The following is a 24,760-nucleotide window of genomic DNA, read 5'->3' on the forward strand; positions in this document are numbered from 1 at the left end:
ACCACTTATGTCTATCTAACGTTATTACAAAAAATATACCAAAAATAGCGTCTGAGACGCATCGCTCACAGGACAACGTAGAAAACGAGCGAAAAGTCCACGAGTGTCCGCTTACGCGTTCAGGACGGTTCGAAGGATGTCAGGAGCTTCTTCGAGCGTCTCGTCGAGCGCGTCAACGTTGGGGCCGCCGCCCTGTGCGAAGTCGGCAGGGCCGCCACCGCCGCCGCCGACTTTGCGAGCGAGTTGGCCGACGACTTCACCAGCGTTGATTGCGACACCGTCGGGGACGCCGACGACGAACTGGGCGCTCCCGCCTGCCGCAGAGCCGAGGACGGCGACGGTGCCGTCTTCGACGAGGGCGTTAGCGGTCGCACGAAGTTCGTCTGCGTCGCCGTCGAGTCGCTGGACGACGGCGGACGCGCCGCCGATGTCGATTTCGTCTGCTCCAGCGGTCGCGCGAACTTCCGCAAGTTCGGTCTTCAGGCGGTCGATAGTCTTTCCGCGGGCCTTCCACTCGGTGAAGAACCGCTCGGCCGTCGCGGGGACGTCCTCCCAGTTCACGTCGAGGATTTCGGACGCGTCGTAGAGCGCGTCCTCGGTGCGCTGGGTCGCCTCGATAGCGGCGTTGCCAGCGGCGAAGACGACGCGCTCGACACCGTCTTGGACGGGTTCGGTCGTCAGCACCTTGATGGAGCCAATGTCACCCGTTCGCTTGACGTGGGTCCCACCACAGGCTTGCACGTCGCTGCCGACGTGGATGAGTCGAATCTGTTCTCCCGGCGGGATACCACCCTGATAGAGGTCGAAGCCGTGTTTCTTCTCGGCGTCGTGACGGTCCGGCCACTCCTGTTTGACCGGGATGTTCCGCATGACGAACTCGTTGGCCACGAGTTCGATTTGCTTGACCTCTTCGCGCGTGATGCGCTCGTAGTGGGTCACGTCGAGACGCGAGCGGTCCACGCCTTTCGAGGCACCGGCCTGTCGGATGTGGTCACCGAGAACTTCGCGGATTGCGTGGCCGATGACGTGAGTCGCCGTGTGGTGTCGCATCAAGCGACGGCGGCGTTCGACGTCGAGTTGGCCGCGGACGAACTCTCCCTTACCGGGGTCTTCGTCGGTGTGGTGGAGAATCACGTCGCCCTCGATTTGCACATCGCTCACTTCGACGGTCGTATCGTCCGTCGAGAGCGTCCCGTGGTCGGCGGGTTGGCCACCGCCTTCTGGGTAGAACATCGTCTGGTCGAGGACCACGTCGTAGCCCTCCTCGCGCTCGAACACGTCGAGGACAACTGCTTCGAACTCCGTGCGGTCCTGGTCGTCGTAGTAGAGTTTGTCCGTCTCGGGGAGGTCGGCGAGGCGCTCGTCGCGTTCGGTGGTCTCTTCGCTCGCTTTGACCTGTTCGTGGCGGTCGGCGACGAGTGAGTAGAAATCGTCGGGAATGTCCACAGACGCACCACGCTCTTCGGCGATTTCCTGCACCATATCGGGCTGGATGCCGTGCGAGTCGTAGAGTTCGATGAGTTCGTCCACAGGGATGGACTCTTCGGACCCGGCGTAGTCGTCGGCGAGTTGGCGGACGCGGCGAGACCCACGCTTGAGCGTCTCGCGGTACTTGCGCTCTTCACTGCGGACGATGTCGCGGATGGTGTCGCGGTTCTCGTAGTCGAGGCGCTCGGCCTGCATGTCCACGAGTTCGTCCAGCGGCGCATCGACGCCGAGGTTGTCAACGAGGCGCTTCGTGCGGCGAAGGACCATCCGAGCGAGGTAGCCCGTGCCGACGTTCGAGGGGACGATGCCGTCACCGAACATATATGCCAGAGTACGGCAGTGGTCGGCGATGGCGTAGATGTCTTCGAGCGGGCGAAGCAGCGACGTGAGTTTCTCCGTCTCGACACCGAGTTCGTCGGCGATTTCCGCACGCGCAGTCGAGAGGTCGTCGATTTCGTCGATGTCGAGGTTGCCCGACATCGAAGCGGCGCGGTGGATGAGTTTCTCTTCCTCGTCGGTGTGTTCGATGCCTGCGTTCTCTTTGAGGAACGCAATCATGTCGGGGTAGACGGCCTCGTACACCGTCGGGGTGCCTTGGGAGACCCACGTCCAGCGTTCGAGTCCGTAGCCGGTGTCCACGATGTACGTGTCCATCGGCGAGTAGGTGTTGCCGTCTTTGAGTTCGTAGTCGCCGTCTGGGTCCTGTTTCATCGACATGAAGACGAGGGTGGCGAGTTCGGCACCGCGGTAGAGGACTTCGAACGCGGGTCCGGCGTTGCCGCCGCCGACCCACGGGTCCTCGATGTAGGTGATTTCGGAGATATCAGCGCCGAGCGACTCGAAGAACTCGTCGCAGAGACGGACCGTCTCGTCCTTCCAGTAGACTTCACCCTCGTAGGCGTACTTGTCACCGGCCTCTTCGCGGGCGTTGAAGGCGTGGTGCGCCATCATCTCGAACGCCATCGTGTGGCGGCCGGTCTTACCCACGTTGTCGATGTCCTGCATGCGGATACAGGGCTGGGAGATGGTGAGCGGGTTGGCCGGTGGCGGCGTCTCGCCGGACGTGACGAGTGGCTGGAAGTCGTAGATAGATGCCTGCGTCAGAAGGACGTCGTCACGCCAGCGGTTCGCGGCGACCGGATACGGGTCGATACGCTCGTGGTCGTGTTCCTCGAAGAACGAGAGGAACTTCTCGCGCATCTCTTCGAGTGTGTACTCCTCGTCGAATCCGGGGTTGTCGATAAAGGTGTAGTCGTCGGCCGGTGGCTCACCGCACGTCTCGCGGTCCGGGTCTCGCGTCCAGAAGTACGCGCCCGTCACGGGGCACTGCTTCCGGTAGAAGTCTTCCTCCTCGAAATAGTCGAGGCGGTACTCCGCTTCGAGTTCGCTCATTGCCCAACTCTGGTCTACCGTGAGGTAAAACAGTTCCGGGAAATGGCCGCAGACGCCCGGTTTGGGACGTTTTTCACCGACACGACCGTGGCGCTCATCTGCACGCCGACCAATTACAGCAGTATGGAACTCTCGTCCATTCGTCGGCGAAACGTCGCCGAACTGCTCGGGTGGGTCATTCTTGCACAACTGGCTGGTGTCGTCGGGAGCGTCTTCACCGTCACCGCAATTGGGTCGTGGTACGACACGCTCGTCCGCCCGTGGTTCGCCCCGCCAAACTGGGTCTTCGGACCGGTCTGGGTGACGCTCTTTACACTCATGGGAGTGGCGGCGTATCTCGTCTCCCAGTCGAACAGCCCTCGAAGCAGACGGGCACTCATCGTCTTCGGCGGCCAACTCGTGGTCAACGTCGCGTGGTCGGCGGCGTTCTTCGGGTTGGAGTCGCCCGCACTCGGGTTAGTCGTCATCGTGGGGTTGCTCGGAGGGATTCTCCTGACGATATGGGAGTTCGCACAGGTGGACCGGCGGGCCGCACTCCTGCTCGTCCCATATCTCGCGTGGGTCGCCTTCGCAACCGTCCTCAATTACGGATTTTGGTCGCTGAATTAGTCGGGTATATTTTGAACTCAGAATCGTTGTGAAAAGCCGACAGAGCCCACAAGGAGGCAGTTAATACGTTCGGCACCCATGCCGCAACGGTTATGCAGTGGGTGACCGTGGGTTAGTGAGACAGACGTGCAAACAGCCGAGAATATTGTTTTCGTGGACGACGCGCTCGCTGACGACGTTGACTTCGGCGAGAGCGTCCGTGTGTTGCGTGAAAGCGACCGTGATGGCACTTCGACGCCGGGGTGTGTGGTCGTGAGCGACCCGGGCGCGAGCGTGTCGTCTGACGTTCCGGTTGTGTTGTACACCGACGCCGACCCGGAGGCGATTGCGGACCCAAATCGATTCGACGCCTACGTCCCCGCAGGCGACCAGAAGGCCCTCGAAAGGCAGGTCCGATGGGTACTCGCACAACGTACAGCGCGGGAGTCCGAAGATAGCCGACTCAAACGGCTCTACGAGGGAACGACGAGCCTCATCATGTCGGAGACGGTCGATGAACTCTATCAGCGTGGCATCGACCTCGCAGACCGGATTTTGGCGTTCGACAACACGTCGATTATCATCGCCGACTCGGATGGCCTCTACATCCGGGCGAGTAACTCCCACGACGAATCAGACGGACCGATTCCACCGAACAAAGGCATCGTCGGCTCGACGTTTCAAAACGCGCGGTCGTTCCTCATCGACGACGTACACAGCCACCCGATCGCCGAACCACGAGAACCCTCGTATCGGTCGGCCGTCAGCGTTCCAATCGGAGACGTGGGCGTGTTCCAGGCGATTTCGAAACAGCAAGATGCCTACGACGAAACCGACCTCCGACTCGCCGAACTTCTCGCGTCGTACATCGCAGGAACCCGAACACGCATCGAGACGGAAGCACAGGTCCGCCAAGGCCGCGAACAAATCGAGCGACTTCACCAAGGTGCGGCGAAACTCGCGGCGGCGACGACCCTCGAAGAACTGTTCGAACGAACCGTTCAAGTCACCGACAACATTCTCGAATTCAATTTGAGCTATATCGGCGTCGTCGAAGACGGTGCAATCGTTCCGATGGCAATCTCGTCTGACGCGCCCGAAGGCGGTGCCCAGCGAACCACGCTCGAAGACGGCGGCGTCGCGGCCAAAACGCACCTGACCGGCGAAACACAACTCGTCTCTGATATCGCCACCGACAGCGATGCAAAGCCAGTCAAGCAGATGTACCGCTCGGGGTTGAGCGTCCCAATCGGTGACATCGCTGTGTTTCAAGCGGCGTCTTTCGAGCCGAATACGTTCAGCCAGCGCGACGCAGAACTCACCGAGTTACTCATGGACCACGTCTCGGTGACCGCAGAGCGGATTCAGGCCGAAGCGAACCTCCGAGACGAGCGTGACCGCCTGAACGCGCTGTTCGCACACATTTCGGATGCCGCAGTCGCATTCGACGTGCGTGACGACACCGTCGAAGTCACCGAAGTGAACCAAGTGTTCAAAGAGACGTTCGGTTACTGTTCGGACGAAATCGACGACACGAATCTCCTCAGTCGTATCTGCCCCGTTGGGCCGACGAGTGACCAACCCGATGACGTACCGGAGTGCCCACCGGAACTCCTCGTCGGACGCGGCGAGAGCTATCGTGGCGAGGTCCGACGCCAGACGAAAAACGGCTTTCGCGACTTCATCTTGAACGTGGTCCCACTCTCGCCGGGAGAAGAACGCGGCGCAGGCTACGCAATCTACACGGACATCACCCATCGCAAGGCGCGCGAACTCGAATTAGAGCGACAGAACGAGCGACTCGAAGAGTTCGCCAACATCGTCAGTCACGACCTGCGAAACCCGCTTGGTGTGGCTCGCGGTAACCTCGAACTGGCGCGTGAGACGGGCGACGAATCCCGGTTCGAGACCGCAGATAACGCACTCGACCGCATGGAAGTACTCATCGACGACCTACTGTCGCTCGCTCGACGTGGCCAACTCGTCGGCGAGACGGTCGAGGTTTCGCTCGAACACATCGCTCGTCGAGCGTGGATGACGACCGAAACCATGGACGCGACGCTGGAAGCAGACTCCGGTGTCGCCATCGATGCCGACCCCGACCGGTTGGTCGAACTCCTCGCAAATCTCTTCAGAAACGCCGTCAAGCACGTGAGTGAGGATGTCCACGTCACCGTCGGCAAACTCGAAGACCGAGATGGGTTCTACGTCGAAGACGACGGCCCTGGTATCGAACCCGAACGCCGGAACGAGGTGTTCGAGCCCGGACAGACTTCCGGCAACGACGGAATTGGCTATGGACTCGCCATCGTTCGGTCAATCTCCGATGCGCACGGCTGGACCTGTAGCGTGACCGAAGGAAAAATCGGCGGCGCGCGGTTCGAGTTCGAGACTTAGTTTTCCGAGAGGGCGAGCGACGCGAGCAGCGCTTCGAGTTGCACCTGTTCGTTTGCACCTTCGGAGATGCGGTAGTCTGCCTCACCGATGCGCTCCATCAGTTGGACCGCAGTTCGCTCGTCGAGGTCGAAGTCCCAGACGGCGCGGTGAAGTTGGTCGATGATGTCGCCACCAGCCATCCCGGTATCGACGATGAGTGTCTCTAGTTTCTTTCGTGCCGTCGTGAACTCGCCATCGATTGCCGCCTGTACCATCGTCTCGATGTCTTCGGGGCGGGCGGTCGCCGTAATCATGTAGACGGCTTCTTCGTCCACGACTTCGCCCGTGGTTGCCGCCGCTTGGAGAGAGTTGATGGCGCGTCGCATGTCACCGCTTGCGGCGTAGACGAGTGCGTCGAGGCCGTCGTCGGTGAGTTCGATACCCTCAGCTTCGGCGATATCACGGGTTTGGTTGGCGATTGCTTCGTCGCCGAGTGGCGAAAAGCGGAACACCGCACACCGCGACTGGATGGGGTCGATAATCTTCGAGGAGTAGTTACACGAGAGGATAAAGCGCGTCTTGTCTGAGAACTCCTCCATGGTGCGGCGCAGGGCCGACTGTGCGTCGTTCGTCAGCGAGTCGGCCTCGTCGAGGAAGATTATCGTGTAACCGCGTTCGGGGTTGAACGACGAGCGCGCGAAGTTCTTGATTCGGTCGCGCACCACGTCGATACCGCGTTCGTCAGAAGCGTTGAGTTCGAGGAAGTTACCTCGCCAATTGTCGCCATAGAGGGCGCGGGCAATCGCGGTTGCAGAGGTCGTCTTGCCGACGCCTGCCGGGCCTGCAAAGAGCAAATGAGGCAGTTCGTCGCGCTCGATATAGCTCCGAAGACGTTCGACGATTGCCTCTTGTCCGTAGACGTCGTCGAGCGTCTGCGGTCGATACTTCTCGATCCAAATTTCACGACCCGTCGGGGCGTCGCCCGACTCCGCGGCCTCGCTCATAGCAGACTGACAGTGCGCCCGGCACATAAACCGTCCGAGAGTAGTCCATCGTGCGAAAAAATTGGAAGCAACGACGACGAATCGCGCACTCAGGGCAGGTTCGCAATGAGGTCGCGATAGTCGTCTTCCGGCCACGCTTTCAGAGTCTCACCGGCGACAGCGCCGGTTTGGCCGATGCGAAGCAGTGCTTTCGCCGCAGTGTCGTCGTCCGGGAATTCGGCAATAGTCACGAGGTCGTACTGCCCCATCGTGAGGTAGAACGACTTCAACTCGCCACCGAGTGACTCCATGAGGTCGGTCGCAGCATCGAGGCGGGCCGGACTCTCGTCTATCTTGCTCATCCCGTCTTGTGTGTAGTTCCAGAGGGTGACGTACGTCGGCATAGTGGTGTCTTCCTCGCGTCCGAAGACGCCCATAAATGTTGTTCAGACATCACATTAAAGACTCACATCGCCATCGATTCGAGACAGTTGCGGCGAGAAGAGAGTCACGAGCCGACGGACTGAAAGCCACTGCCGCCAGACGAACCCGCATGAACGTCACCGTCGAAGTCGTCGGCGAGGAGACCCACGAACTCACCGTGGACGACGACGGCACCTACGCTGACCTCGTGAAGGCCGTCGACCTGAGTCCCCACGAGGTGTCCGTACTCGTCGATGGCCGCCCCGTCCCCGAAGACCAACCCGTCGAAGTGGACTACGTGAAGGTGCTTCGTCTCATCAAAGGTGGGTAAGTCACGTCGATGAGCAAGTTGACCGTCAGAGCGGGGACAGCTGACGACTTTCTCGACGTGATGCGCATCCTCGATGCGGGGTTACTCGAAGCCGACGCATCGGACATCCGCACGAAACTCGACGCGGGCGACTGTCTGGTCGCCGAATCTTCCGGTCGTGTCGTCGGCGCGCTCGTCCTCGATGGCGACTTCATCGAAGCAGTCGCCGTCTCGCCGAGTCGTCGTGGACGTGGGATTGGAACGAAACTGGTGCGGGCAGCCGCCACCAACCGAGAGCGACTCGTCGCCACGTTCGATGCCGGAGTACGCCCGTTTTACGAAGCACTGGATTTCGCTATCGAGCGCGCCGAGGGTGAACGTGAGGACGAAGGCGAGCGATTCCGCGGCGTCCACGACGATTTTCAGTAACGGACCGTCAGTGAGCCGAGAACGTGCTTGTGGGGAGAACTATTCTGTCTAATGTTAACAACCGACACAGACATAATCTCTCGCCGACAATTGCCGACGGGTCGAACCAATGGGAGAGCGAGACGAACAACCACACATTCTCAGCGATTGGGACTGCGTCTTCGATGCGTTAGCAGACCCAGCGCGACGATACGTTATCCAGTATCTCCACGGACGAGACACGCCAGTCTCGTTCGCGGAGCTCACAGCGGCACTCGCAGGGCGGCTACTGGATATTCCCCCGAATCAAGTCGATACACCAACCAGAGAGCGAACGGCAGTCGGCATCGCCGAAGAACACCTCCCAAAGCTCGAAGCGGCGAATTTAGTGCGCGTCTCACGCGAGACGGTCACGCTCACCGAACACGCCGAACACCTGCCGCTCTTTACTTCGACGTATCGGGGTGTCGTCCGACCACGCGACGAGAAAAACGAGTAACCGACAGCCAGTCAGCGACTTAGACGAGCGGTCTGACCAACGCGTCGCCCGCTTCGAGGAGCGACGACACGGCTTCTTCACTGCCTGCTTCCGCGTAGACGCGAAGCTTTGGCTCGGTTCCAGAGGGACGCACTAAGAGCCACGAACCGTCATCGAGGAGGAGTTTGAAGCCGTCGATGGTGACGACTTTGGCGATTTCGCGCCCCGCAACCGTCTCGGGGAGTTCACCTTCGAGGTCCGAGAGGACGCGAGATTTCTCGGAATCGGGGCAGTCGATACTAATTTTGTCTGCGACGATGTCGCCGTGTTCCTCTGCAATTCGGTCGAGGCGGGCGTCGAAGGGCTCTTCGGCGGCGACGGAGGCCGCGAGCAGGCCCATGAGGACGCCGTCTTTCTCGCGGACGTGCCCGCGAATGGAGAAGCCACCCGACTCTTCGCCGCCCATGAGGGCGTCGTGTTCGCGCATGCCGTCAGCGACCCACTTGAAGCCGACAGCCGTCTCGAAGACTTCCTCGCCGTGGGCTTCGGCGATGCGGTCGATGAGGAACGTCGTCGAGACCGTTCGAATCGCAGGGCCGGAGTCGGATTCGAGGAGGTAGTCGTAGACGGCGGCGAAAAACAGGTTCTCGTCGAGGACGCCACGGTCGGGCGTCGCAATCGCGAGTCGGTCGGCGTCGCCGTCGTTCGCGACACCGAGGTCTGCGTCGTGTTCGTCGATGGCGTCGGCGAGGGCTTCGAGGTTTTCGGCCGAGGGTTCGGGCGACTTTCCGCCGAAGGTCGGGTCGCGCTCGCAGTGGAGGCGAACGACCTCCGCACCGGCGGATTCGAGCAACGCATCGGTGACACCGCGTCCGCTCCCGTGCATGGCGTCGTAGACGACGGTCAGTTCCGAGAGGTCGCTGCCGACGAGGTCCATCGCGTGGTCGGCGTGGGGCGAGACGAGGTCCACGCGCTCGATGGTTCCGCGCTCGGATTCGGGGAGCAAGTCGGGTTCGGCGAGGCGTTCGGCGACCGAGTCGGTCACTTCGGGGAGTGCCGGTGCGCCGTCGGAGGGGATGAACTTCACGCCGTTGTACTCAGGCGGGTTGTGGGAGGCCGTGACCATGAGCGCACCAGAGAGGCCGCGCTCGACGATGTTGTAGGCGACGAGGGGCGTCGGGCAGTCGCGCTCGGGGAGCAAAACATCAAAACCGTTTCCGGAGATGACCTCGGCGAGCGACTCGGCGAATCCGGGCGAGGTTTCGCGGGCGTCGTAGCCGACGAGGACGGGGTCGGTGTAACCCTCGTCGGAGAGGTACTCCGAGACGGCCTGGCCGACGATGCGGACTCGGTCGTCGGTAAACGTGTCTAACGTGGCGCGCCACCCATCGGTCCCGAAAGCAATCTGGTCCATACTCGAACCACTCCGGCGCACATCAAAAAACTACGTTACGACTCTGTGAGACGGCGCTTCTTCTTCGTCGAGAGTTGCTTGATTTCGTACTCGCGGGACATGGCCGCTGATTTGGAGTCGTACTCCTCGACGTGGACGAGTTCGACCGGCGTCCGCCCGCGAGTGTACTTCGCACCAGTCCCCGCATTGTGTTCGGAGACGCGTCGCTCGACGTCCGTGGTGTACCCGGTGTAGAGTGAGCCATCGCTACACTCGACCATGTAGACGAAATGCACGAGAAAGTGGTTCAAGTCTGAGGAGATGAATCCTCCGCTCGAACTCGTGCATTCGGTGTTGGCTTCGCGTGGTGGTCTTTTGCCGCTTCAGTGGTCATGCAGTGCGGGCACGTTGCCGTGCGACTTCCGCGATACCCGCGTTCGCCGAGCAGTTTGGACAGGCAAGGACTTGCCCGTGCTTGTCGGCGAACACGCGTGCGAAACGCTCGGAAACGTGTGACCCGCAGTGGTCACATACTGGCATTGTCGGTATCCGGCAGCCACCAAGCCGGTAATTTGTTCTAGAGACGTCTACACATATAGGCGCTTCGCGCGTGTGCGTGCGCACGAAAACCGGTCGGTTTTCTAACTGAAAAGTGGACGAGTGACAGAAAATCAGTCGTCGCGGGCGGCGGCGACGGCGCGAGCAATCAGTCCCGCTTGCGCTCCCGCGATGTACCCCGCATCGACGTTGACTACCGAGAGAACGGTACACGACTGAATCATCCCCAGCAAGGCGGCCTCACCGTCGCCACCGTGGCCGTACCCCGTCGAGACAGGGAGACCGATAACCGGCGTGTTGACCAATCCGGCGACGACGGTGGGGAGTGCGCCTTCGCGCCCCGCGGCGACGATGAGCACGTCCACTTCACGAAGCGTTTCGAGGTGGTCGAGGACGCGCCCGAGGTGGGCCACGCCAACGTCTTCGATGCGTTCGGTGGAGGCACCCATCTCACGGAGGACGGCAGCGGCCTCGCCAGCCGCCTCTGCGTCGGAAGTGCCGCCGGTGATGATGCCGACTGTCGCATCGATGGTCGGGCGCTCGAATCCCGGTTCGGTCGCAACAATCGTCCCAGCACGGGGGTCGCTGTCGATATCGGCATCCGAGAGCATCGCTTTCACGGCATCGACGTGGTCGTGAGACGCACGCGTGATGAGTGCCCGGCCACTCGTTTCGACGGCTGCCGCGGCGAGTGTCGCAGTCTCGTCTGGTGTTTTTCCTTCGGCGAGAATCGCTTCCGGGACACCACGACGCGTCTCGCGGGCGGCGTCGAATCGGCCCGCACCCGTCGTCGTGTACCCTGCAAGCTTGGCCTCTGCCTCGGCAGGCGAAAGGTCGCCGGACGCCACGGCGTCGAGAATGTCGCGCATGGCCGTCAGTTGGCCCGAGTGTACTCATACCCGTCGTTCTCGCGTCGATATCGGGGCTCGAACCAGATAGATATATAAGGGAGAATTCTCACACGAATTTCGTCGTTAGATAAGCGCCATAACCGCCGAATACGGCATTATTAGGCAAAAATATAGAAACGTTTATTAAAGGAGCTTCGGTAAGGAATCATGTATGGCAGACCTCATTGTCAAGGCAGCCGTCAAAGAAGCGCTCAAGGACAAAAACGTGGCCTCGGACTTCTACGACGCACTCGACGAGGAAGTGAAGGAACTTCTCGACGACGCTGCACGACGTGCAGAAGAGAACGACCGTAAGACGGTCCAGCCCCGCGACCTGTAAACCGGTTCAAAAACTACTCCTATTTATCGCAAAGCGCAGAGCGACAGCGCACTTCTAGAACTCGACGACATCGACACCGTCAGCAGTGCCGACGTAGACGAGATCAGCGACGTCCACGAAGATTCCGTGTTCGACAACACCGGGAACGGTAGACAGCGAGGTTGCGAGCGACTCGGAATCCGAAATTTCGCCGAAGTCGCAATCGAGGACGAGATTTCCGTTGTCGGTGACGACAGGCCCATCTTTGCGCTCGGCACGGCGGAGTACTGGGTCGCCTCCGAGGTCCGAGATGGCCGCCGAAACCGTCGTTCGCGCCGTCGGAAGGACCTCTACCGGGATTGAGTGCGAGAGCGTCTCGGCCATCTTCGAGGGGTCAGCGACGACGAGAAAGCGCTCGGCGAACGCATCGACGATTTTCTCGCGGGCGTGGGCCGCACCGCCGCCTTTCACGAGCGCACCGTCGCTCGTTGCGACTTGGTCAGCCCCGTCGATGGCGAGGTCGATGCTCGAAATCTCGTCGAGCGACGCGAGTGGAATCTCTTCTTCGTGGGCGAGTTCGCGGGCGGCAAACGAGGTGGGGACGCCGCGAATATCGAGGCCCCCGGCGACGAGTTCGCCGAGTTCGCGGATAGCGAAGGCGGTCGTACTGCCGGTCCCGAGGCCGACGACCATCCCGTCTTCGACTGCTTCGGCGGCGGCGAGCGCCGCGCGACGCTTCTGTTCGTCGGTTCCACCAGTGGTCTTCATGCGCGAATCGACTGCGGCAACGAGTAAAAAGGGACCCGACTTTCTGCCCGCTCAGAGGCGGTCTAACACCGCGTCGGCGTCGTAGGTCAACGAGATAGAGCGCGTTCGGCCGCGGCCTTCGATTTCGGTGTAGCGGGCTTCGATGATACCGAGTTGGTCGAGTTTGTTCACGAGTTCGGAGTAGCGCGTATAGCCCAGACCGGTCTCTTCGTGGAACGCCTCGAACACCTCACCAGCGCGTTCGCCGTTGCACTCGGCGACGACGCGGACGAGTTCGCGCTCGGGGTCCGAAAGCCCGCGGAGGACCCGCGAGAGGTGGACGTACTTCGACTTGTCGTAGGCCGCTTCGACGTCGTCTAAATCGACGGTTCGAGAGGCCCGCATCTCGGCGTGGAGACCGGCGCGACGGAGCAAGTCGATACCGACCCGAAGGTCGCCACTGTCGGCGGTCAGTTCGGCGATACGGTCGATTTCGGGGTCACCAGCGACGTTATCGTGGAAGCCGCGCTTTGCGCGCCCGCGGAGGATGTCGAAAATCTCGTCCACGTCGTATCGCGGGAAGAACACCTCTTCGGGGCGGAAGACGCTCTGGACACGGCCATCGAGTTCGTCGATAACGTCGAGCGAGAGGTCCGACGAGATGATGATGACGCCGATGCGTGCCCCAGTATGCGCTTCGTGGGCACGTAAGAGCGAGTAGAGCGTATCTGACGCCTCGTTTTCGTAGAACAGGTAGTTCACGTCGTCGAGTGCGACGACCAGCACCTCGTCGTCTTCGACGAGTCGGTCGGTAATCTGCCCGAACAGTTTCTTGAACGAAATTCCGGAAGACGGGGGTTCGTACTCAAAGATGTGTTCGAAGACGCGCGAGAACACTGCGTAGCGTGTCGAATCGACTTGGCAGTTCACGCGAACGGTTCGAACGCCCGACTGGACGCCCAACTCGCCGAAGAGCTTCTGTACGGCCGTGGTTTTACCCGTCCCTGGCGGGCCACGAACCATCGTATTCAGGGGACGCGAACCGCGAACTGCGGGCCTGAGTGCGTACTTCAGGCTTTGCAGTTGTGTTTCGCGGTGGTTGAACGTCTCCGGGACGAAATCGATCTCGAAGACGTGTTCGTCGCGGAATACCGTCTCATCCCACGACAGCATCCCCTCCTCGGGGTCCTCCCTCATTGATTAGAATACAACGCGCGGGGGACTTAATCGTTTACTGGGAACTGTCCGACGAGAGTCTGACAGTGAGGAGGCCTGAGCGGGTTGTTACGGGCAGTTCAGCCATCAGAGCATGTGTCGAAGAAAAGTTAACTCGATATCATGAATTGAGACTGTATGGCCAGTCGTCTCCAACTCGCCGCTCTCGTACTCGCGCTTGCACTCCTCGGGTTCGGAATTCTCGGCTTCGGGTTTTTTGGTGATAGCGACTACACCTATCAGTTCGACCGCGAGAGGACCGACGTACCCGAGACAGTCCAGCCGTCGTACGACTCGCTCTCGGCGACACAACAGCAGTACGTTGACCGCGCACTGGAAGGCGAGACACTTCACTTCGAAGAGAGCCCCGGGCGACTCCCACAGGTCGTCGAACGCGACGGCGTGTACTACTACTTCGACTTCGACACAAGCCGCGACTACACCGACCCGACGACGTTCGTTCCACTCGGGATGTCGCTCGCCGGTCTGGTTGGACTCATCGCAACGATTCGTTGGGACGTGACGAGTCGATACGTGGCCTACTGATTACCGCGTGAGTTGGTAGATTCGGTAGCCTGCGACTGCAAAAATCAACACTCCGACCACGGCGGCACCGAGTAAGACGGGACGATTCGGACTCTGTGAGAAGTTCAACACCGACGGGAAGAACAAGACGAACAGGCCGATACTCGCCGCCACGATGAGAAACACGAGATAGACCGCGGTGCCGAGTACGTCCCAAAGCGCATTCTTCGTCGCCCGATAGGTGAGTTCGTACTGTTCTTCGGGGGAGAGTTCGCTGGAGGGCATTGGCCGGAATTGATGTCAAAATGTAATAAAATGAACTGCACCGCGAGCGGGTCGTCTCTGGCGGCCCCGACGCAGAAAAGAGTGGGCTAGAACTTCTCCAACAACCGTGCATAGAACGTCGTCTCGTTCTCTCCAGCCAACTTCTCGACAATCAATTCCGGAGTAGATCGCGCGAGGTGGTCCTTCACTGGCGAGCGATTCACCACGAGTTCACCATTCTCCAGTCCAACTGCTTCGATACCGTCCACTGCAACCGACACGTCTGCGGCCTCCTGAATCCCGCCAGCGAGGTGGGAGACGAACACCGCCGCCGCACCCTGTTCGGCGAGTTCTTCGAGGATTCCGGCGATGATTTTGGCCGAGGCACCGGGTTCAGTGATGCTCTCCAACTCGTCTACGAGAACCAGTCTATCGGCCGCGCCGTCGGTGAGGTTGGCGAAGTCGCGGAGCGTACTCTCGAACGCACCCGCATCGAGGGTGCCTTGCGATTTCGCGTAGTAGTGGAGTTCGGAGAACCGACTCAATTCGACAGACTCCGCAGGGACGGGAAGCCCCATGTGGGCGAGGACGACGATGAGACCCACGAGGTCGAGCGTCGAAGTTTTCCCACCGCTGTTGACACCGGAGAGGAGCGTGACGCCCGCGACCTCGTAGTCCACGGGGTCTACGTCTTCGAAAGAGACGTCGAGCAGTGGCGAGCGCCCGCCGTCGATAGCGAACGAACCGGGTTCGCCGTCGCCAGCAGTGCCGGTGAACTCGGGAAACACACAGTCGAAGTCGCGGGCGAATCGGGAGACAGCGAACTTCACGTCGAGTTCGAGGGCGTCGCGGACGAGTGTCTCGACCGGGCCGCGGAGTGTCTGCAAGTCGGCGGCGAGTTCGGCTTTCAACTTCGCTGCGCGCCGGTCGCGTCCCGCTTTGAGTTCGGTTCGAAGCCGACCGACCGCGGCCTCGTCGTGTTCGAGTGGGAACGACGGATTCTCGGGGAAGACTTGCTCGGCGAAGGCGGCCTCACTACCCATCAAGCCCAGCGAATCCACGAAGTGTTCGCGGGCGGCGGCGAGTGCGCCATCGAACTCGTCTTCGAGTTCCCGACCGAGCAAGGAATCGACGCGAGCGCCCTGTTCGACCAGCGAGAGGAAGTCCGTGCCCTCGATGGTCACGTCGCGCTCGCGGATGACGTCGCGCAGGCGGTCGTTAGCGACGGATTCAGCAGTCGAGACGGCGGCGTCGAGGTCGGAGACGGCGTTCGACAGTCGCGTCAACTCGTCGTCGCCGACGATGGTTCCGTCGTCAGAAAGCCGCGAGAGCGCGTCTTCGAGCGCGTCGATGTCGCAGGCGGGGTCGAGTTCGGCGGCTTCGTGGACCGCGGCCGCGGCGTGGAGCGTCTCGCGGTTTTCGGCGAAGAAGTTGAGGAGGCGTTCGGGAACGAGTTCGTCGATTCGGGAGGTGGCGTCGGGGGTGACGCGCACGTCACCCTCCACGTCGATTCCGGCGAACGTCTCGTCGAGGACGACGACGGTCGAGTACGAGCGAGCGAGTTCGGCGATACCGCGGGCGTCTTCGACGACTTCGATAGAGAGTTCGGGGAAGGTCGATTTGGCGTCGGCGTACCGCTCGGCGTCGGCGGTGGCGATACAGCGTTCGCGGACGCGGACTGTCGGCGGTTCGGATAGGGGTTCGACACCCGAGAGCGCGTCGAGTACGTCGGGGGTGGGTTCGTGTTCGAGCGCATCGCGGGCGAAGGCGCGAACTTCTTCGATGCGCGAGTGAGAGCCGGTCGGAAACAGCGTCTCCAGTCGCCGTTCGGCGTAGTTCGTGACAGTTCGGGACTGGACGAGCGCGAGTGCATCGCGGTAGAGTTCGGTCGAGCGGTCGGTGGCGAGAAAGCCACCAGCGTCGTCGTGTTCGCGTCGAATCGCGCCGCGCGCGATGGCCGCCGCTCGCCCGACGGTGAGTCCGGGGGCATTCGAGAGCGCCGCTACGTCGCCGTCTCTGAGGGCTTCTTCGGCGTTATCGAGTTTCGAGAGCGCCGCTGCCGTCTTCTCGCCCACGCCGGGGATGGTCTCGAACTCCATTCGCCCGGACCTATCGCGCCAGCTACCAAAAAATAGCGGGTGCGAGCGGGGCCGAAGAGGAATTCGACCCGCAAACCAATTTTCCGGTCGTCCGCGCCGGTGACGAGGGGCTTTTGAGCATCGACTGGGAAAGGAGTGCTATGAGCGAGCGAACCGTCGCGGCGAAGGCCGATGCAGCGCGTGAGGCACTCGCAGAGCGTGATAGTGCCCTCATCGCCTTCTCCGGCGGCGTAGACTCAAGCGTGGTGGCCGCACTCGCCTACGACGCCCTCGGCGACGACGCAGTCGCCTGTACGGCCAAGAGCGAGACACTCCCCGAAGCCGAATTAGACGATGCAAAGCGCGTCGCAGACGAAATCGGGATTCCTCACATCGTCGTCGAATTCTCCGAACTCGACAACCCGGATTTCGTCGTCAACGACGGCGACCGGTGCTATCACTGTCGGACGATGCGCCTCAGCCGAATGTACGAGGCCGCCCGCGAGCGCGGTATCGAGACAGTGTGCGACGGGACGAACGCATCCGACCCCGGCGAGGGACACCGACCCGGCCTCCGCGCCGTCGAAGAACTCGAAGTACTCTCGCCACTTCTTGGCCACGACATCACGAAAGACGAGGTACGCGAGATTGCCGACGAGTACGGCCTCTCTGTCGCCGACAAGCCGTCGATGGCCTGTCTCTCATCTCGTATTCCGACTGGCCTCGAAGTCACCAAAGAGCGCCTCTCGCGTGTCGAACAGGCCGAGAGCATCCTCCGGACGTGGGGCTTCGAACAGTTCCGCGTCCGCGACCACGACGGTCTCGCCCGTATCGAAGTCGCTCCGGACGAACTGGAGGCCGCACTCGACCCCGACTTCGTTCGTGCCGCCCGCGACCACCTGAAGGGCGTCGGCTTCGACCACGTCACGCTGGACCTCCATGGATACCGAACTGGGAGCGTCAGCCCTGCGGCCGACGAGTCGGACGAAGACCTGCTCGTCGAAGACGTGTTCGCACAGGACTACCCGGTTCGAGAATAGGAGACCAGTTTAGGCCGGGAGGTGACGCGTCTCGTTTTCTGCGATTACGTGATATTCGGACACTTCGGTCTCTTCGTCGGCCTCGATAGCGAGTTCGAACAGACTCGCGTTTTCGACCGAGAGGTCGAGCATCGTCGTCTCGATGTCGAGGCCGTGAAGCTTGCCGAGAATGAGGCGAATCGGTCCGCCATGCGTGACGACGACTGCCGTCTCGTCGGCTTCGAGCGACGCTGAGAGCCCCTCGAACGCGGTGATGACTCGACGTTGGGTGTCGATAATACTCTCGCCGCTCGGTGGGCGTTCGCGGGCGGCGGGTGCGCCGACTTGGTTGAGCGCGTACTGCGGGTAGGTCCTAAAGAGGTCATCTGCCAACAGACCTTGCAGTGACCCAACGTCGCGTTCGCGCCACGACGGGTCGAACGCGGGTTCGATATCGAGTTCACTCACGAGTGGACGAGCCGTCTCTTGGGCGCGTTCGAGGTCCGAAGAGATGACGCGGTCGATTTCGTAGTTTGTTGCGACGTGCGTCGCAAGCGCCTGTACCTGCGCCTGACCACGGTCGGTCAGTGAGGTAGGCGCCCATCCTTGTACTCGCCCAGCACGGTTCCACGTGGTCTCGCCGTGTCGGGCGAGTAGGAGGGTTGCCATAGGTCGTCTCTTACCTCACCGGTTATCAACCTTTGCGCGTGATTCACGCTCTCAGACGACGAAGAGTGTGTATGGCTCACGAACTTTCGACCACTATCGACATCGACGCGCCACCGACCGACGTGTGGGCGGTTCTCCTTGATTTCGACCACTATCCCGACTGGAATCCCTTCATGCGCATCGCGGGTCGGGCGAACGAAGGAGCGACCCTGACGGTCCACATGCAACCACCCGGTGGCCGCGAATCGGTGTTCACGCCCGACGTGGTTGGCTGTGAGCCGAATCGCGAACTCCGCTGGCTTGGCCACCTGTTTACCCCCGGCATCTTCGACGGTGAACACCGATTCCACCTCGAACCGCTCGACGGTGGCGAACGAACCCGCTTCACCCACGCCGAGCGATTTACAGGGCTGTTTGCGGGCCTCGTTCTCCGGTTCATCGGCGAGCAGACGCGAGCAGGATTCATCGAGATGAACGAGGCGCTGAAAGCGCGCGTCGAAGAGCCGAACGGTACAGAGAAACGAGAGGCGACGGAATCGGCGTAGTCCCTACAGAGTCGTAGTCACCGACTGTGTGGAGTGCTGAAATCTACGACGACTGCAACGGTTCGTCACAGACCCGACACGAGCGACGAGTCGGTTTCTCCAGTGACTGGCAGTTCGGACACTGGATAAGTCCTGTTCGAGAGTGTCGTGTTTCTGCTGGTGATGTGTCGTAGGTTCGGTCTCTCCCGATATTGAAGTAGAGAAGTAACCCGAGAGGGCCACCGACGAACACCGAGAGTCCCCAGAGAAAGGCGTTGTGAGAACTGCGGTTCGACGCGTCGAGGCTAACCCACGCGCTCACGACGAGCCACAGCGGAACGGCCAACAGAAGCACGGAGACGACATCAGCCATTCTGTCAGATACTTAACTTCCGGGCGATAATTCTTCTGGCTTGGGTCGGACATACTACCAGCTATCGAACAGCTAAAACGCCGAGAGAGGGTTAGTTACCCGTCCACCGGAGAATCGCAAGCGTCCCTTCGAACAGCACAATCATCGTGATTGCGATGAGGATGGGGGCCATCCCGGTCGGGTCGGGGCTAACGAGGAACGCGATGCCGAGGAACGCGCCCCAAAACAGGAGGCGACGGTTTTCGAGCCACGTCCGCGTGACCAGTTTCATCATGATGGCCAACTGCACGAACAGTGGAATCTGGAACACGATGGCCAGATAGCCCATCAGGATGAGGATGAGGTTGAATGTCTCTTTGAGGCCGAATGCGATGACTGCGGTCCCTTCGGTGTAGGACGTAAAGTACGCGAAAATCGCGGGGAGGACGATGAGGTGAGCGAAGAGGACACCGACCAGCGCGAGGATGAGACTCGTCGGAACAGCGGCGAGGTAGTACTTGCGCTCGCGCTTGTAGAGTCCGGGACGCATGAACAGATACGTCTCGTAGACGAAGACGGGCAGACCGATGACCGTCCCCGCGAGTCCGGCGACTTTCAGCTTCGTGATGATGAGTTCGAGCGGACCGTAGAGGCGGGGGCGACGCGATTCGATGGCGTCTGCACCGGGAATGTGAGAGTTCCACAGGAAGTTGATGACGTCCGTCGCGCTCGGGAGGTTCAATCCGAACAGCGCGTTGGCGATGTCGGCACCGGGGAAGAGGAGGAGCGTGACGAACCCAGCGACACCCAAGACGACCGCGACCCGCCGGACCATCTCTTCGATGTGGGCGGTCAGCGGCATCTCTTGGTCGGTGTCGGGGCCGCCACCGACGAGTCCGTCGTCGAAGTCATCGGTGTACGCGTCTTCGGGTTCTGCTTGGAGTTCGGGTTGCGTCTTGGTCAGCGACGAGCCAGGCTCGTCGGAGTCACCCTCCTCGCCGTCTTCGCTTGTCTGTTCGTCTTTCCTGACGAGATTTCCATCCTCGTCGGTCTCGACCAGACTCTGGTCGCTGTGACCGGTCTCGGACTCGTCGTCCGTCTCTCCGTCAGGCGCAGCGTCTTCGTCAGCCTCGTCGGAGCCGAGTTCTGACTCTTCAGGTGGCGTGACACGCCCGTAAACCGGCTCGGTCGAGGAAGAATCAGAGTCGTCGCTGTCGCTGTCGTCCGGCGCAGCATCGACGTCAGTAGTCTCGTCGTCCTCGTCGTCGAGGGTCCCGTCGCCATCACCGTCGTCGTCGAGTGCCGGTGGATGGCGCTCAGTCGTCGAGACTGGCGGCTCACGTTCGTCTGCAGAGGGCCCGTCGTCTCGTTCGTCCTCCGCCATTCAGGTGATGTAGGCAACCGGCGAGTTATAGGTCTTTTCGGATGGCTCCGTCGCTCATCGAGAGACGACGCCACGTGACTGCGCCGTCGCGGTGAAAAAGATTGATAACGGCCAAACTGCTTTCACCGCGTATGTCTAGCGCCCTCGATGACGACACCCAAGCGGCCCTCTCGGCAGGCCGAGAGACCGCCGGAGCGATGCTCAGAGCGGCGCAAAAAGACCTCCAGAAGGTCTTTATCGTCTTTCTCATCGGGTTTTTAGGCTCGTTCTACGCGCTGCGCCTCTACGTCTGGGACTTCTTCAAGGGCATAACGTACGCGCAGATGAACGACGCGGTCGCCGGTGAGGTCGAAATTATCGCTCAAACACCGTTCGACGTCATCCTCTTACAGGCGAAAATCGGGATGGTCGTCGGGATTATCATGGCACTGCCGCCGTTCATCTACTACGCGCGGGACGCGCTGAAGGCCCGCGGAGCGTGGCCACGGTCACCAGTAGCCCCGTGGAAACTCGTACTCATCGGCGTCAGTATGGTCGTGCTGTTTATCGTCGGCGTCGCCTACGGCTACTTCGTCTTCTTCCCGTTCACGTTCGCGTTCCTCGCACAGAACGCCGACGCCGCAGGCTTCGCGCCGACGTACTCTATCGTCAAGTGGGCACAGTTCATCTTCCTGCTCACCCTCTCGTTCGGACTTGCGAGCCAACTCCCGCTCGCGATGACGGGACTGTCGTACGCTGAAATCGTCCCCTACGAACTCTTCCGCGACAAGTGGCGTCACGCCGCCGTCGGCATCTTCGCGTTCGGTGCGCTGTTCACGCCGCCGGACCCCTTCACGCAAATCATGTGGGCTGTGCCGGTGCTGACGCTCTACGGAATCAGCCTGTACCTCACAAAAATCGTCGTCACGGCCAAGCGCGGCAGCGAGAAGATGGACATCGCGGCGACCGCAAAGTACCACTGGAATCTCTTGGCTGGCGTCGGTGTCGTGGCTGGACTGCTCGTCTACGCCTTCTACGAGTACGGCGGCGTCGCGCTGGCGAACGTCGGACTCGACTACATCGGCAGCGACTACTTCTTCCTCGAACCCGGTTCACAGATTTCGCTCGGCGCGTTCGTCGTCGCAGGCGGCATCGTCGGGCTGGTCCTCGGCCTCGGCTACCTCGTCTACCGCGACATCGAGCGATTAGAACGGACAAAAATCGGTGTCGGTGACCCGACGAAACTCGACCTCGGCGCGCTCGACGCGGACGGTATCCGCGCAGCACCGCCGGAAGCCTTCACCGACGTCGACGAGGACCGCGCGATGGCGCTCGCCTCGGCGGCAATCGACGAGGGCAACAACGACAAAGCACAGGCGATCCTCGACCGCTTTGACGAAGCCGAAGCCGAGAGAGAGGCCGCAGCAGAGTCCGAGGACCAACCGGACGAACTCGAAGACCGTACCACTCGCGCTGGGACTGCGTTCTTCTCTGAACTCACCGATGGCGAGACCGACGAAGACGACATCGGCGGCTACTACACCGACATCGCGTTCATCGTCGAATCGCTCACCTCCAGAGCGTTCTGGGTCGTCGGCTGGTTCATGGCCGTCCTCGCCGTGACGTTCGGGTGGCTCTACACCGGCGGTATCAAAATCGTCTACGACGACTTCCTGCGAAGCCTTCCGGCGGCCGTTCGCCCCGAAGAAGTGCTGAACGTCGTCGCCCTCCACCCGATGGAGGCACTCATCTTCGAAGTGAAGTTCTCGACTATCGTGGCCGCACTGGCGACACTCCCGCTCGTCGCGTACTTCGCGTGGCCCGCGCTCCGCGAGCGCAACGTCGTCCGCCAGCGCCGCCGGACCGTCTTCCTCTGGACCGGCGCACTGACTGCTGGTCTGCTCGGTGGGTTCGTACTCGGGTACAACTACGTCGCACCCGGTGTCATCACGTTCCTCGTCGAGGACGCCATCGCCGCAGAGATGATTATCGCCTACCGCATCACCAACTTCTTCTGGCTCATCTTCTTCACGACGGCTGGTATCGGCCTGCTGGCGGACGTGCCAGTGTTGATGGTGTTGCTCAACAGCGCGGGCATCACCTACGATATGATGCGGAACCGCTGGCGAGAAGTCACGGTGCTTATCCTCGCCCTCTCGGCGATATTCACCCCCGCGAGCATCACGACGATGTTCATGGTGACGATTCCGCTGATGGCCGCCTACGGCGCCGGACTCGGCATCCTCTTCGTGGTCACGCTCGGTGGTCGCCGGAATCTCGCTCCGGCACGCGGTGCGGCAGAGTAACAGCCCATCCTGTCAAACCGCTATATTGTAAAGCCTGAGGCCTTGAAAAGGCGTAAGTATTCTCGTGAGAATCGCCAGGTATGGCCAAAATAAGCGTCGAGATTCCCGACGAGTTGCTCGCAGACCTCGACGAGCACGTCGGTGAGGACAAGAAATTCGTCAACCGAAGCGACGCAGTTCGCGCATCGGTCCGTAAAACGCTCGACATTCTCGACCAAATCGACGAACGTCACAATCGACTAGATACCAATGAGTGAGAGTCGTGCAGGAACCGGGCAAATCGTCCTCGTCGGTCTGTTCATCACGGCGCTGACGACGGCACAGTTGACCGCCTCGAAGCTCTTGGCTATCCCGCTCCCGTCGGCGATTGGTGAACTTCCCGTGATTGGGCCCGCTATCATCATGCCCGGTGCGGCGTTGGCGTACGCGCTCACGTTCTTCGCCTCCGATTGTTATGCCGAGTTGTATGGTCGCCGCCCAGCCCAAATCATGGTCAACGTCGGCTTTGCGATGAACTTCGTCTTGCTCGGACTCGTCTGGAGTACGATTGCCGCACCCGCCGCCGACACCGAGTTCGCCACTCAGTTCGCGAACGTGCTTGGGTCGGGAACGAACATCGTCGCCGGAAGTCTACTCGCCTACCTCGTGAGTCAGAACTGGGACGTCATCGTCTTCCACAGCATCCGCGACATGACCGACGGTGCGTACTTGTGGCTCCGAAACATCCTCTCTACGGCGACGAGTCAAGCCATCGACACGGTCATTTTCGTCGGCGTCGCGTTCTACGTCGCGCCGACCGTCCTCGGTATCGGAACTGCCTTCCCCGGCAGCGTGCTTATCTCGCTCATCGCCGGACAGTACCTCCTGAAACTGCTCATCGCGTTCGTCGATACACCGTTCGTCTACGCTGTCGTCAGCCTGTTTGGCGACGAAAGCACCGAATCGACCGACGGGTGGGTCGCAGACTAATTTCGCTTCGACGCACGTCTTATCTCTTTTGGTAGCATACCACACGGCGTATGGCCGATGAGCGCCGCGTCCGACTCACAGAACTCGACGGAATGGAGATGGGCATTCGTTGTCCGAACTGTGGGACGTACACGTCGTTTGGAGATATTCTTGCGACAGGAGCGTGTCGAGGGGGCTGGCGAGGGTGCGCCACGAGACTTCAACTCGACCTTGTAATTATAGAGTAACGACGAACGCCGGGCAGTAAAATAAACCACGTGCGGGGCGCACACAAGGAGCCGAGCGCTTACTCGTCGAGTCGCTCTGCGAACGCGAACTTCGGCTTCACGTCGGTGATTTTGACGCGAACCGTCTCGCCGGTTTCAGTCCCAGAAACGAAAACAGTGAAGTCCTCGACTTTGGCGATACCGTCGCCCTCGCTTCCCACGTCGATGATTTCGACGTCCAATTCGTCGCCGGAGCGAACTGGTGCGGTGAGGTAGCGCTTGCCCACGAGATACTGCTCTGAAGAGCTGTCGCGCGAGGCGTTAGGTCGAATCGAGCGAACGTACTGGAAGCTCCCTTCCATCTCGGCGCGGAAGTCCGCGAGGTCGCGGCCGTCGAACACCTTCACTGCGAAGTCGCCGCCGGTTGCGAGCAAGTCCTGTGCGACTTCGAACGCCTGCCGGGCGAGGTAAATCGAGCGAGCGTGGTCGAGCGAGTACTCGCCGGTCATGTTCGGTGCCATGTCAGAGACGACTGCGTTAGCGCCTTTCTCACCGATAATAGATTTGAGCTTGTCTTTCGTCTCGTCTTCGGTCATGTCGCCGCGGATGGTCTCGACGTTGGTTCTGTCGAGATTGCGGATACGCTGGAGGTCAACGCCAACGACTTTGCCGTTGTCTTTGACTTTCTCCGAGGCGACCTGAAGCCACCCACCGGGGGCGGCACCGAGGTCAACGACGATGTTGCCGGGGCCGAACAAGCCGACTTCCTCGTCGAGTTGTTTGAGCTTGTAGGCCGACCGGGCACGGTAGCCTTCCTGTTTGGCCTTGTTGTAGTAGTGGTCCTTGCGCGCCATCGTTGGCCACTCTAGCGTATCAGTCCGTAAACCGGCTTCGGCTTGTTTCGGCGCGTGTGAACC

General features: G+C 61.0%; 26 protein-coding genes. 12 read left to right on the top strand and 14 right to left on the bottom strand.

Translation table 11 applies throughout. From position 1 onward, the window contains the following. Window positions 1-111 precede the first annotated feature (111 nt). Window positions 112-2,880 (bottom strand): alanine--tRNA ligase, encoded by a 2,769-nt coding sequence (alaS, locus tag ACK509_RS07930; RefSeq protein ID WP_410765944.1) that lies wholly within the window; start codon window positions 2,878-2,880, stop codon window positions 112-114. Between the two features lie 123 nt (window positions 2,881-3,003). Between alaS and ACK509_RS07935 the strand changes: the two genes are divergently transcribed. Next, window positions 3,004-3,489 (top strand): TspO/MBR family protein, encoded by a 486-nt coding sequence (locus tag ACK509_RS07935; protein ID WP_410766265.1) that lies wholly within the window; start codon window positions 3,004-3,006, stop codon window positions 3,487-3,489. A gap of 153 nt (window positions 3,490-3,642) precedes the next feature. After that, the gene (locus tag ACK509_RS07940; RefSeq protein ID WP_410765945.1) at window positions 3,643-5,865 is read left to right on the top strand and encodes a GAF domain-containing protein; all 2,223 of its coding nucleotides are present in this window, start codon (window positions 3,643-3,645) and stop codon (window positions 5,863-5,865) included. On the opposite strand, the gene ACK509_RS07945 is transcribed toward ACK509_RS07940, so the two are convergent. Both ACK509_RS07945 and ACK509_RS07950 read right to left on the bottom strand, forming a co-directional pair. Next, a complete protein-coding gene (locus ACK509_RS07945) occupies window positions 5,862-6,848 on the bottom strand; it encodes a replication factor C small subunit (RefSeq protein ID WP_410765946.1) in 987 nt (328 codons plus the stop codon). The genes ACK509_RS07940 and ACK509_RS07945 overlap by 4 nt on opposite strands. Window positions 6,849-6,937: 89 nt before the next feature. After that, a complete protein-coding gene (locus tag ACK509_RS07950) occupies window positions 6,938-7,231 on the bottom strand; it encodes a GYD domain-containing protein (RefSeq protein WP_410765947.1) in 294 nt (97 codons plus the stop codon). Window positions 7,232-7,380: 149 nt separating this feature from the next. On the opposite strand from ACK509_RS07950, the gene samp2 reads away from it, so the two are divergent. The 3 genes from samp2 (at window position 7,381) to ACK509_RS07965 (ending at window position 8,467) form a co-directional block, all read left to right on the top strand. Next, the gene (gene samp2, locus ACK509_RS07955) at window positions 7,381-7,581 is read left to right on the top strand and encodes a ubiquitin-like small modifier protein SAMP2 (protein ID WP_410765948.1); all 201 of its coding nucleotides are present in this window, start codon (window positions 7,381-7,383) and stop codon (window positions 7,579-7,581) included. 9 nt (window positions 7,582-7,590) lie between these two features. After that, entirely contained in the window at window positions 7,591-7,989 is a 399-nt protein-coding gene (locus ACK509_RS07960) for a GNAT family N-acetyltransferase (RefSeq protein WP_410765949.1), read from the top strand. Between the two features lie 109 nt (window positions 7,990-8,098). Beyond that, window positions 8,099-8,467: a winged helix-turn-helix domain-containing protein gene (locus tag ACK509_RS07965; RefSeq protein WP_410765950.1), complete on the top strand. Its 369-nt coding sequence runs from the start codon at window positions 8,099-8,101 to the stop codon at window positions 8,465-8,467. Window positions 8,468-8,486: 19 nt separating this feature from the next. Here ACK509_RS07965 and ACK509_RS07970 read toward each other — a convergent pair whose 3' ends face one another. The 3 genes from ACK509_RS07970 to larB all read right to left on the bottom strand — a co-directional run bounded on the left by ACK509_RS07970 (window position 8,487) and on the right by larB (window position 11,266). After that, on the bottom strand, window positions 8,487-9,860 hold the full coding sequence (locus ACK509_RS07970; RefSeq protein ID WP_410765951.1) for a phosphoglucomutase/phosphomannomutase family protein: 1,374 nt from the start codon (window positions 9,858-9,860) through the stop codon (window positions 8,487-8,489). Window positions 9,861-9,895: 35 nt separating this feature from the next. Then, entirely contained in the window at window positions 9,896-10,135 is a 240-nt protein-coding gene (locus tag ACK509_RS07975; RefSeq protein ID WP_410765952.1) for a GIY-YIG nuclease family protein, read from the bottom strand. Window positions 10,136-10,510: 375 nt separating this feature from the next. Beyond that, window positions 10,511-11,266 carry a nickel pincer cofactor biosynthesis protein LarB gene (gene larB / locus ACK509_RS07980; protein WP_410765953.1) on the bottom strand — a complete coding sequence of 252 codons (756 nt, stop codon included), beginning with the start codon at window positions 11,264-11,266 and terminating at the stop codon, window positions 10,511-10,513. Between the two features lie 193 nt (window positions 11,267-11,459). Here larB and ACK509_RS07985 point away from each other — a divergent pair, with 193 nt between their 5' ends. Then, complete coding sequence (locus ACK509_RS07985; RefSeq protein ID WP_410765954.1) at window positions 11,460-11,627, top strand: DUF1931 domain-containing protein; 168 nt, start codon at window positions 11,460-11,462, stop codon at window positions 11,625-11,627. A gap of 54 nt (window positions 11,628-11,681) precedes the next feature. Here the strand turns inward: ACK509_RS07985 and rpiA are convergent, their stop codons facing one another. Both rpiA and ACK509_RS07995 read right to left on the bottom strand, forming a co-directional pair. Then, entirely contained in the window at window positions 11,682-12,374 is a 693-nt protein-coding gene (rpiA, locus tag ACK509_RS07990; RefSeq protein ID WP_410765955.1) for a ribose-5-phosphate isomerase RpiA, read from the bottom strand. 51 nt (window positions 12,375-12,425) lie between these two features. Beyond that, window positions 12,426-13,550, bottom strand: coding sequence for an ORC1-type DNA replication protein (locus ACK509_RS07995; RefSeq protein WP_410765956.1), 1,125 nt, complete (start codon window positions 13,548-13,550; stop codon window positions 12,426-12,428). Window positions 13,551-13,706: 156 nt separating this feature from the next. On the opposite strand from ACK509_RS07995, the gene ACK509_RS08000 reads away from it, so the two are divergent. After that, window positions 13,707-14,114, top strand: a complete 408-nt coding sequence (locus tag ACK509_RS08000) for a hypothetical protein (protein ID WP_410765957.1) — start codon at window positions 13,707-13,709, stop codon at window positions 14,112-14,114. Here the strand turns inward: ACK509_RS08000 and ACK509_RS08005 are convergent, their stop codons facing one another. Both ACK509_RS08005 and ACK509_RS08010 read right to left on the bottom strand, forming a co-directional pair. Continuing rightward, window positions 14,115-14,378 (bottom strand): hypothetical protein, encoded by a 264-nt coding sequence (locus ACK509_RS08005; protein ID WP_410765958.1) that lies wholly within the window; start codon window positions 14,376-14,378, stop codon window positions 14,115-14,117. Window positions 14,379-14,464: 86 nt separating this feature from the next. After that, window positions 14,465-16,456: a MutS-related protein gene (locus ACK509_RS08010; RefSeq protein WP_410765959.1), complete on the bottom strand. Its 1,992-nt coding sequence runs from the start codon at window positions 16,454-16,456 to the stop codon at window positions 14,465-14,467. Window positions 16,457-16,596: 140 nt separating this feature from the next. Here ACK509_RS08010 and larE point away from each other — a divergent pair, with 140 nt between their 5' ends. Continuing rightward, the gene (larE, locus tag ACK509_RS08015; RefSeq protein WP_410765960.1) at window positions 16,597-17,475 is read left to right on the top strand and encodes an ATP-dependent sacrificial sulfur transferase LarE; all 879 of its coding nucleotides are present in this window, start codon (window positions 16,597-16,599) and stop codon (window positions 17,473-17,475) included. 9 nt (window positions 17,476-17,484) lie between these two features. Here larE and ACK509_RS08020 read toward each other — a convergent pair whose 3' ends face one another. Continuing rightward, on the bottom strand, window positions 17,485-18,123 hold the full coding sequence (locus tag ACK509_RS08020) for a histidine phosphatase family protein (RefSeq protein ID WP_410765961.1): 639 nt from the start codon (window positions 18,121-18,123) through the stop codon (window positions 17,485-17,487). A gap of 71 nt (window positions 18,124-18,194) precedes the next feature. Here ACK509_RS08020 and ACK509_RS08025 point away from each other — a divergent pair, with 71 nt between their 5' ends. Then, window positions 18,195-18,668, top strand: a complete 474-nt coding sequence (locus ACK509_RS08025; protein ID WP_410765962.1) for an SRPBCC family protein — start codon at window positions 18,195-18,197, stop codon at window positions 18,666-18,668. Between the two features lie 43 nt (window positions 18,669-18,711). On the opposite strand, the gene ACK509_RS08030 is transcribed toward ACK509_RS08025, so the two are convergent. Both ACK509_RS08030 and ACK509_RS08035 read right to left on the bottom strand, forming a co-directional pair. Next, window positions 18,712-19,020, bottom strand: a complete 309-nt coding sequence (locus ACK509_RS08030) for a hypothetical protein (protein ID WP_410765963.1) — start codon at window positions 19,018-19,020, stop codon at window positions 18,712-18,714. A 91-nt stretch (window positions 19,021-19,111) separates the two neighbouring features. Next, on the bottom strand, window positions 19,112-20,383 hold the full coding sequence (locus ACK509_RS08035; protein WP_410765964.1) for a twin-arginine translocase subunit TatC: 1,272 nt from the start codon (window positions 20,381-20,383) through the stop codon (window positions 19,112-19,114). Between the two features lie 131 nt (window positions 20,384-20,514). Between ACK509_RS08035 and ACK509_RS08040 the strand changes: the two genes are divergently transcribed. The 3 genes from ACK509_RS08040 to ACK509_RS08050 all read left to right on the top strand — a co-directional run bounded on the left by ACK509_RS08040 (window position 20,515) and on the right by ACK509_RS08050 (window position 23,637). Further along, the gene (locus ACK509_RS08040; protein WP_410765965.1) at window positions 20,515-22,668 is read left to right on the top strand and encodes a twin-arginine translocase subunit TatC; all 2,154 of its coding nucleotides are present in this window, start codon (window positions 20,515-20,517) and stop codon (window positions 22,666-22,668) included. An 80-nt stretch (window positions 22,669-22,748) separates the two neighbouring features. Continuing rightward, complete coding sequence (locus tag ACK509_RS08045; RefSeq protein ID WP_410765966.1) at window positions 22,749-22,925, top strand: ribbon-helix-helix domain-containing protein; 177 nt, start codon at window positions 22,749-22,751, stop codon at window positions 22,923-22,925. After that, the gene (locus ACK509_RS08050; protein ID WP_410765967.1) at window positions 22,918-23,637 is read left to right on the top strand and encodes a queuosine precursor transporter; all 720 of its coding nucleotides are present in this window, start codon (window positions 22,918-22,920) and stop codon (window positions 23,635-23,637) included. Before ACK509_RS08045 ends, ACK509_RS08050 begins: the two co-directional genes overlap by 8 nt. A gap of 286 nt (window positions 23,638-23,923) precedes the next feature. Here ACK509_RS08050 and ACK509_RS08055 read toward each other — a convergent pair whose 3' ends face one another. Continuing rightward, window positions 23,924-24,697: a 23S rRNA (uridine(2552)-2'-O)-methyltransferase gene (locus tag ACK509_RS08055; RefSeq protein ID WP_410765969.1), complete on the bottom strand. Its 774-nt coding sequence runs from the start codon at window positions 24,695-24,697 to the stop codon at window positions 23,924-23,926. Window positions 24,698-24,760: the final 63 nt, after the last annotated feature.

Source organism: Haloferax sp. DFSO60 (assembly GCF_046557615.1).
Taxonomy (GTDB): domain Archaea; phylum Halobacteriota; class Halobacteria; order Halobacteriales; family Haloferacaceae; genus Haloferax.

Coding starts and splice junctions, on each gene's coding strand:
- ACK509_RS07995 (WP_410765956.1), bottom strand. CDS start 13,550: ATGAGGGAGGACCCCGAGGAGGGGATGCTGTCGTGGGATGAGACGGTA.
- ACK509_RS07950 (WP_410765947.1), bottom strand. CDS start 7,231: ATGCCGACGTACGTCACCCTCTGGAACTACACACAAGACGGGATGAGC.
- ACK509_RS08050 (WP_410765967.1), top strand. CDS start 22,918: ATGAGTGAGAGTCGTGCAGGAACCGGGCAAATCGTCCTCGTCGGTCTG.
- ACK509_RS07935 (WP_410766265.1), top strand. CDS start 3,004: ATGGAACTCTCGTCCATTCGTCGGCGAAACGTCGCCGAACTGCTCGGG.
- alaS (WP_410765944.1), bottom strand. CDS start 2,880: ATGAGCGAACTCGAAGCGGAGTACCGCCTCGACTATTTCGAGGAGGAA.
- ACK509_RS08000 (WP_410765957.1), top strand. CDS start 13,707: ATGGCCAGTCGTCTCCAACTCGCCGCTCTCGTACTCGCGCTTGCACTC.
- ACK509_RS08020 (WP_410765961.1), bottom strand. CDS start 18,123: ATGGCAACCCTCCTACTCGCCCGACACGGCGAGACCACGTGGAACCGT.
- ACK509_RS08040 (WP_410765965.1), top strand. CDS start 20,515: ATGTCTAGCGCCCTCGATGACGACACCCAAGCGGCCCTCTCGGCAGGC.
- ACK509_RS07960 (WP_410765949.1), top strand. CDS start 7,591: ATGAGCAAGTTGACCGTCAGAGCGGGGACAGCTGACGACTTTCTCGAC.
- ACK509_RS08005 (WP_410765958.1), bottom strand. CDS start 14,378: ATGCCCTCCAGCGAACTCTCCCCCGAAGAACAGTACGAACTCACCTAT.
- ACK509_RS08045 (WP_410765966.1), top strand. CDS start 22,749: ATGGCCAAAATAAGCGTCGAGATTCCCGACGAGTTGCTCGCAGACCTC.
- samp2 (WP_410765948.1), top strand. CDS start 7,381: ATGAACGTCACCGTCGAAGTCGTCGGCGAGGAGACCCACGAACTCACC.
- larE (WP_410765960.1), top strand. CDS start 16,597: ATGAGCGAGCGAACCGTCGCGGCGAAGGCCGATGCAGCGCGTGAGGCA.
- ACK509_RS08055 (WP_410765969.1), bottom strand. CDS start 24,697: ATGGCGCGCAAGGACCACTACTACAACAAGGCCAAACAGGAAGGCTAC.
- rpiA (WP_410765955.1), bottom strand. CDS start 12,374: ATGAAGACCACTGGTGGAACCGACGAACAGAAGCGTCGCGCGGCGCTC.
- larB (WP_410765953.1), bottom strand. CDS start 11,266: ATGCGCGACATTCTCGACGCCGTGGCGTCCGGCGACCTTTCGCCTGCC.
- ACK509_RS08010 (WP_410765959.1), bottom strand. CDS start 16,456: ATGGAGTTCGAGACCATCCCCGGCGTGGGCGAGAAGACGGCAGCGGCG.
- ACK509_RS07965 (WP_410765950.1), top strand. CDS start 8,099: ATGGGAGAGCGAGACGAACAACCACACATTCTCAGCGATTGGGACTGC.
- ACK509_RS08030 (WP_410765963.1), bottom strand. CDS start 19,020: ATGGCTGATGTCGTCTCCGTGCTTCTGTTGGCCGTTCCGCTGTGGCTC.
- ACK509_RS07970 (WP_410765951.1), bottom strand. CDS start 9,860: ATGGACCAGATTGCTTTCGGGACCGATGGGTGGCGCGCCACGTTAGAC.
- ACK509_RS07985 (WP_410765954.1), top strand. CDS start 11,460: ATGGCAGACCTCATTGTCAAGGCAGCCGTCAAAGAAGCGCTCAAGGAC.
- ACK509_RS07945 (WP_410765946.1), bottom strand. CDS start 6,848: ATGAGCGAGGCCGCGGAGTCGGGCGACGCCCCGACGGGTCGTGAAATT.
- ACK509_RS08035 (WP_410765964.1), bottom strand. CDS start 20,383: ATGGCGGAGGACGAACGAGACGACGGGCCCTCTGCAGACGAACGTGAG.
- ACK509_RS08025 (WP_410765962.1), top strand. CDS start 18,195: ATGGCTCACGAACTTTCGACCACTATCGACATCGACGCGCCACCGACC.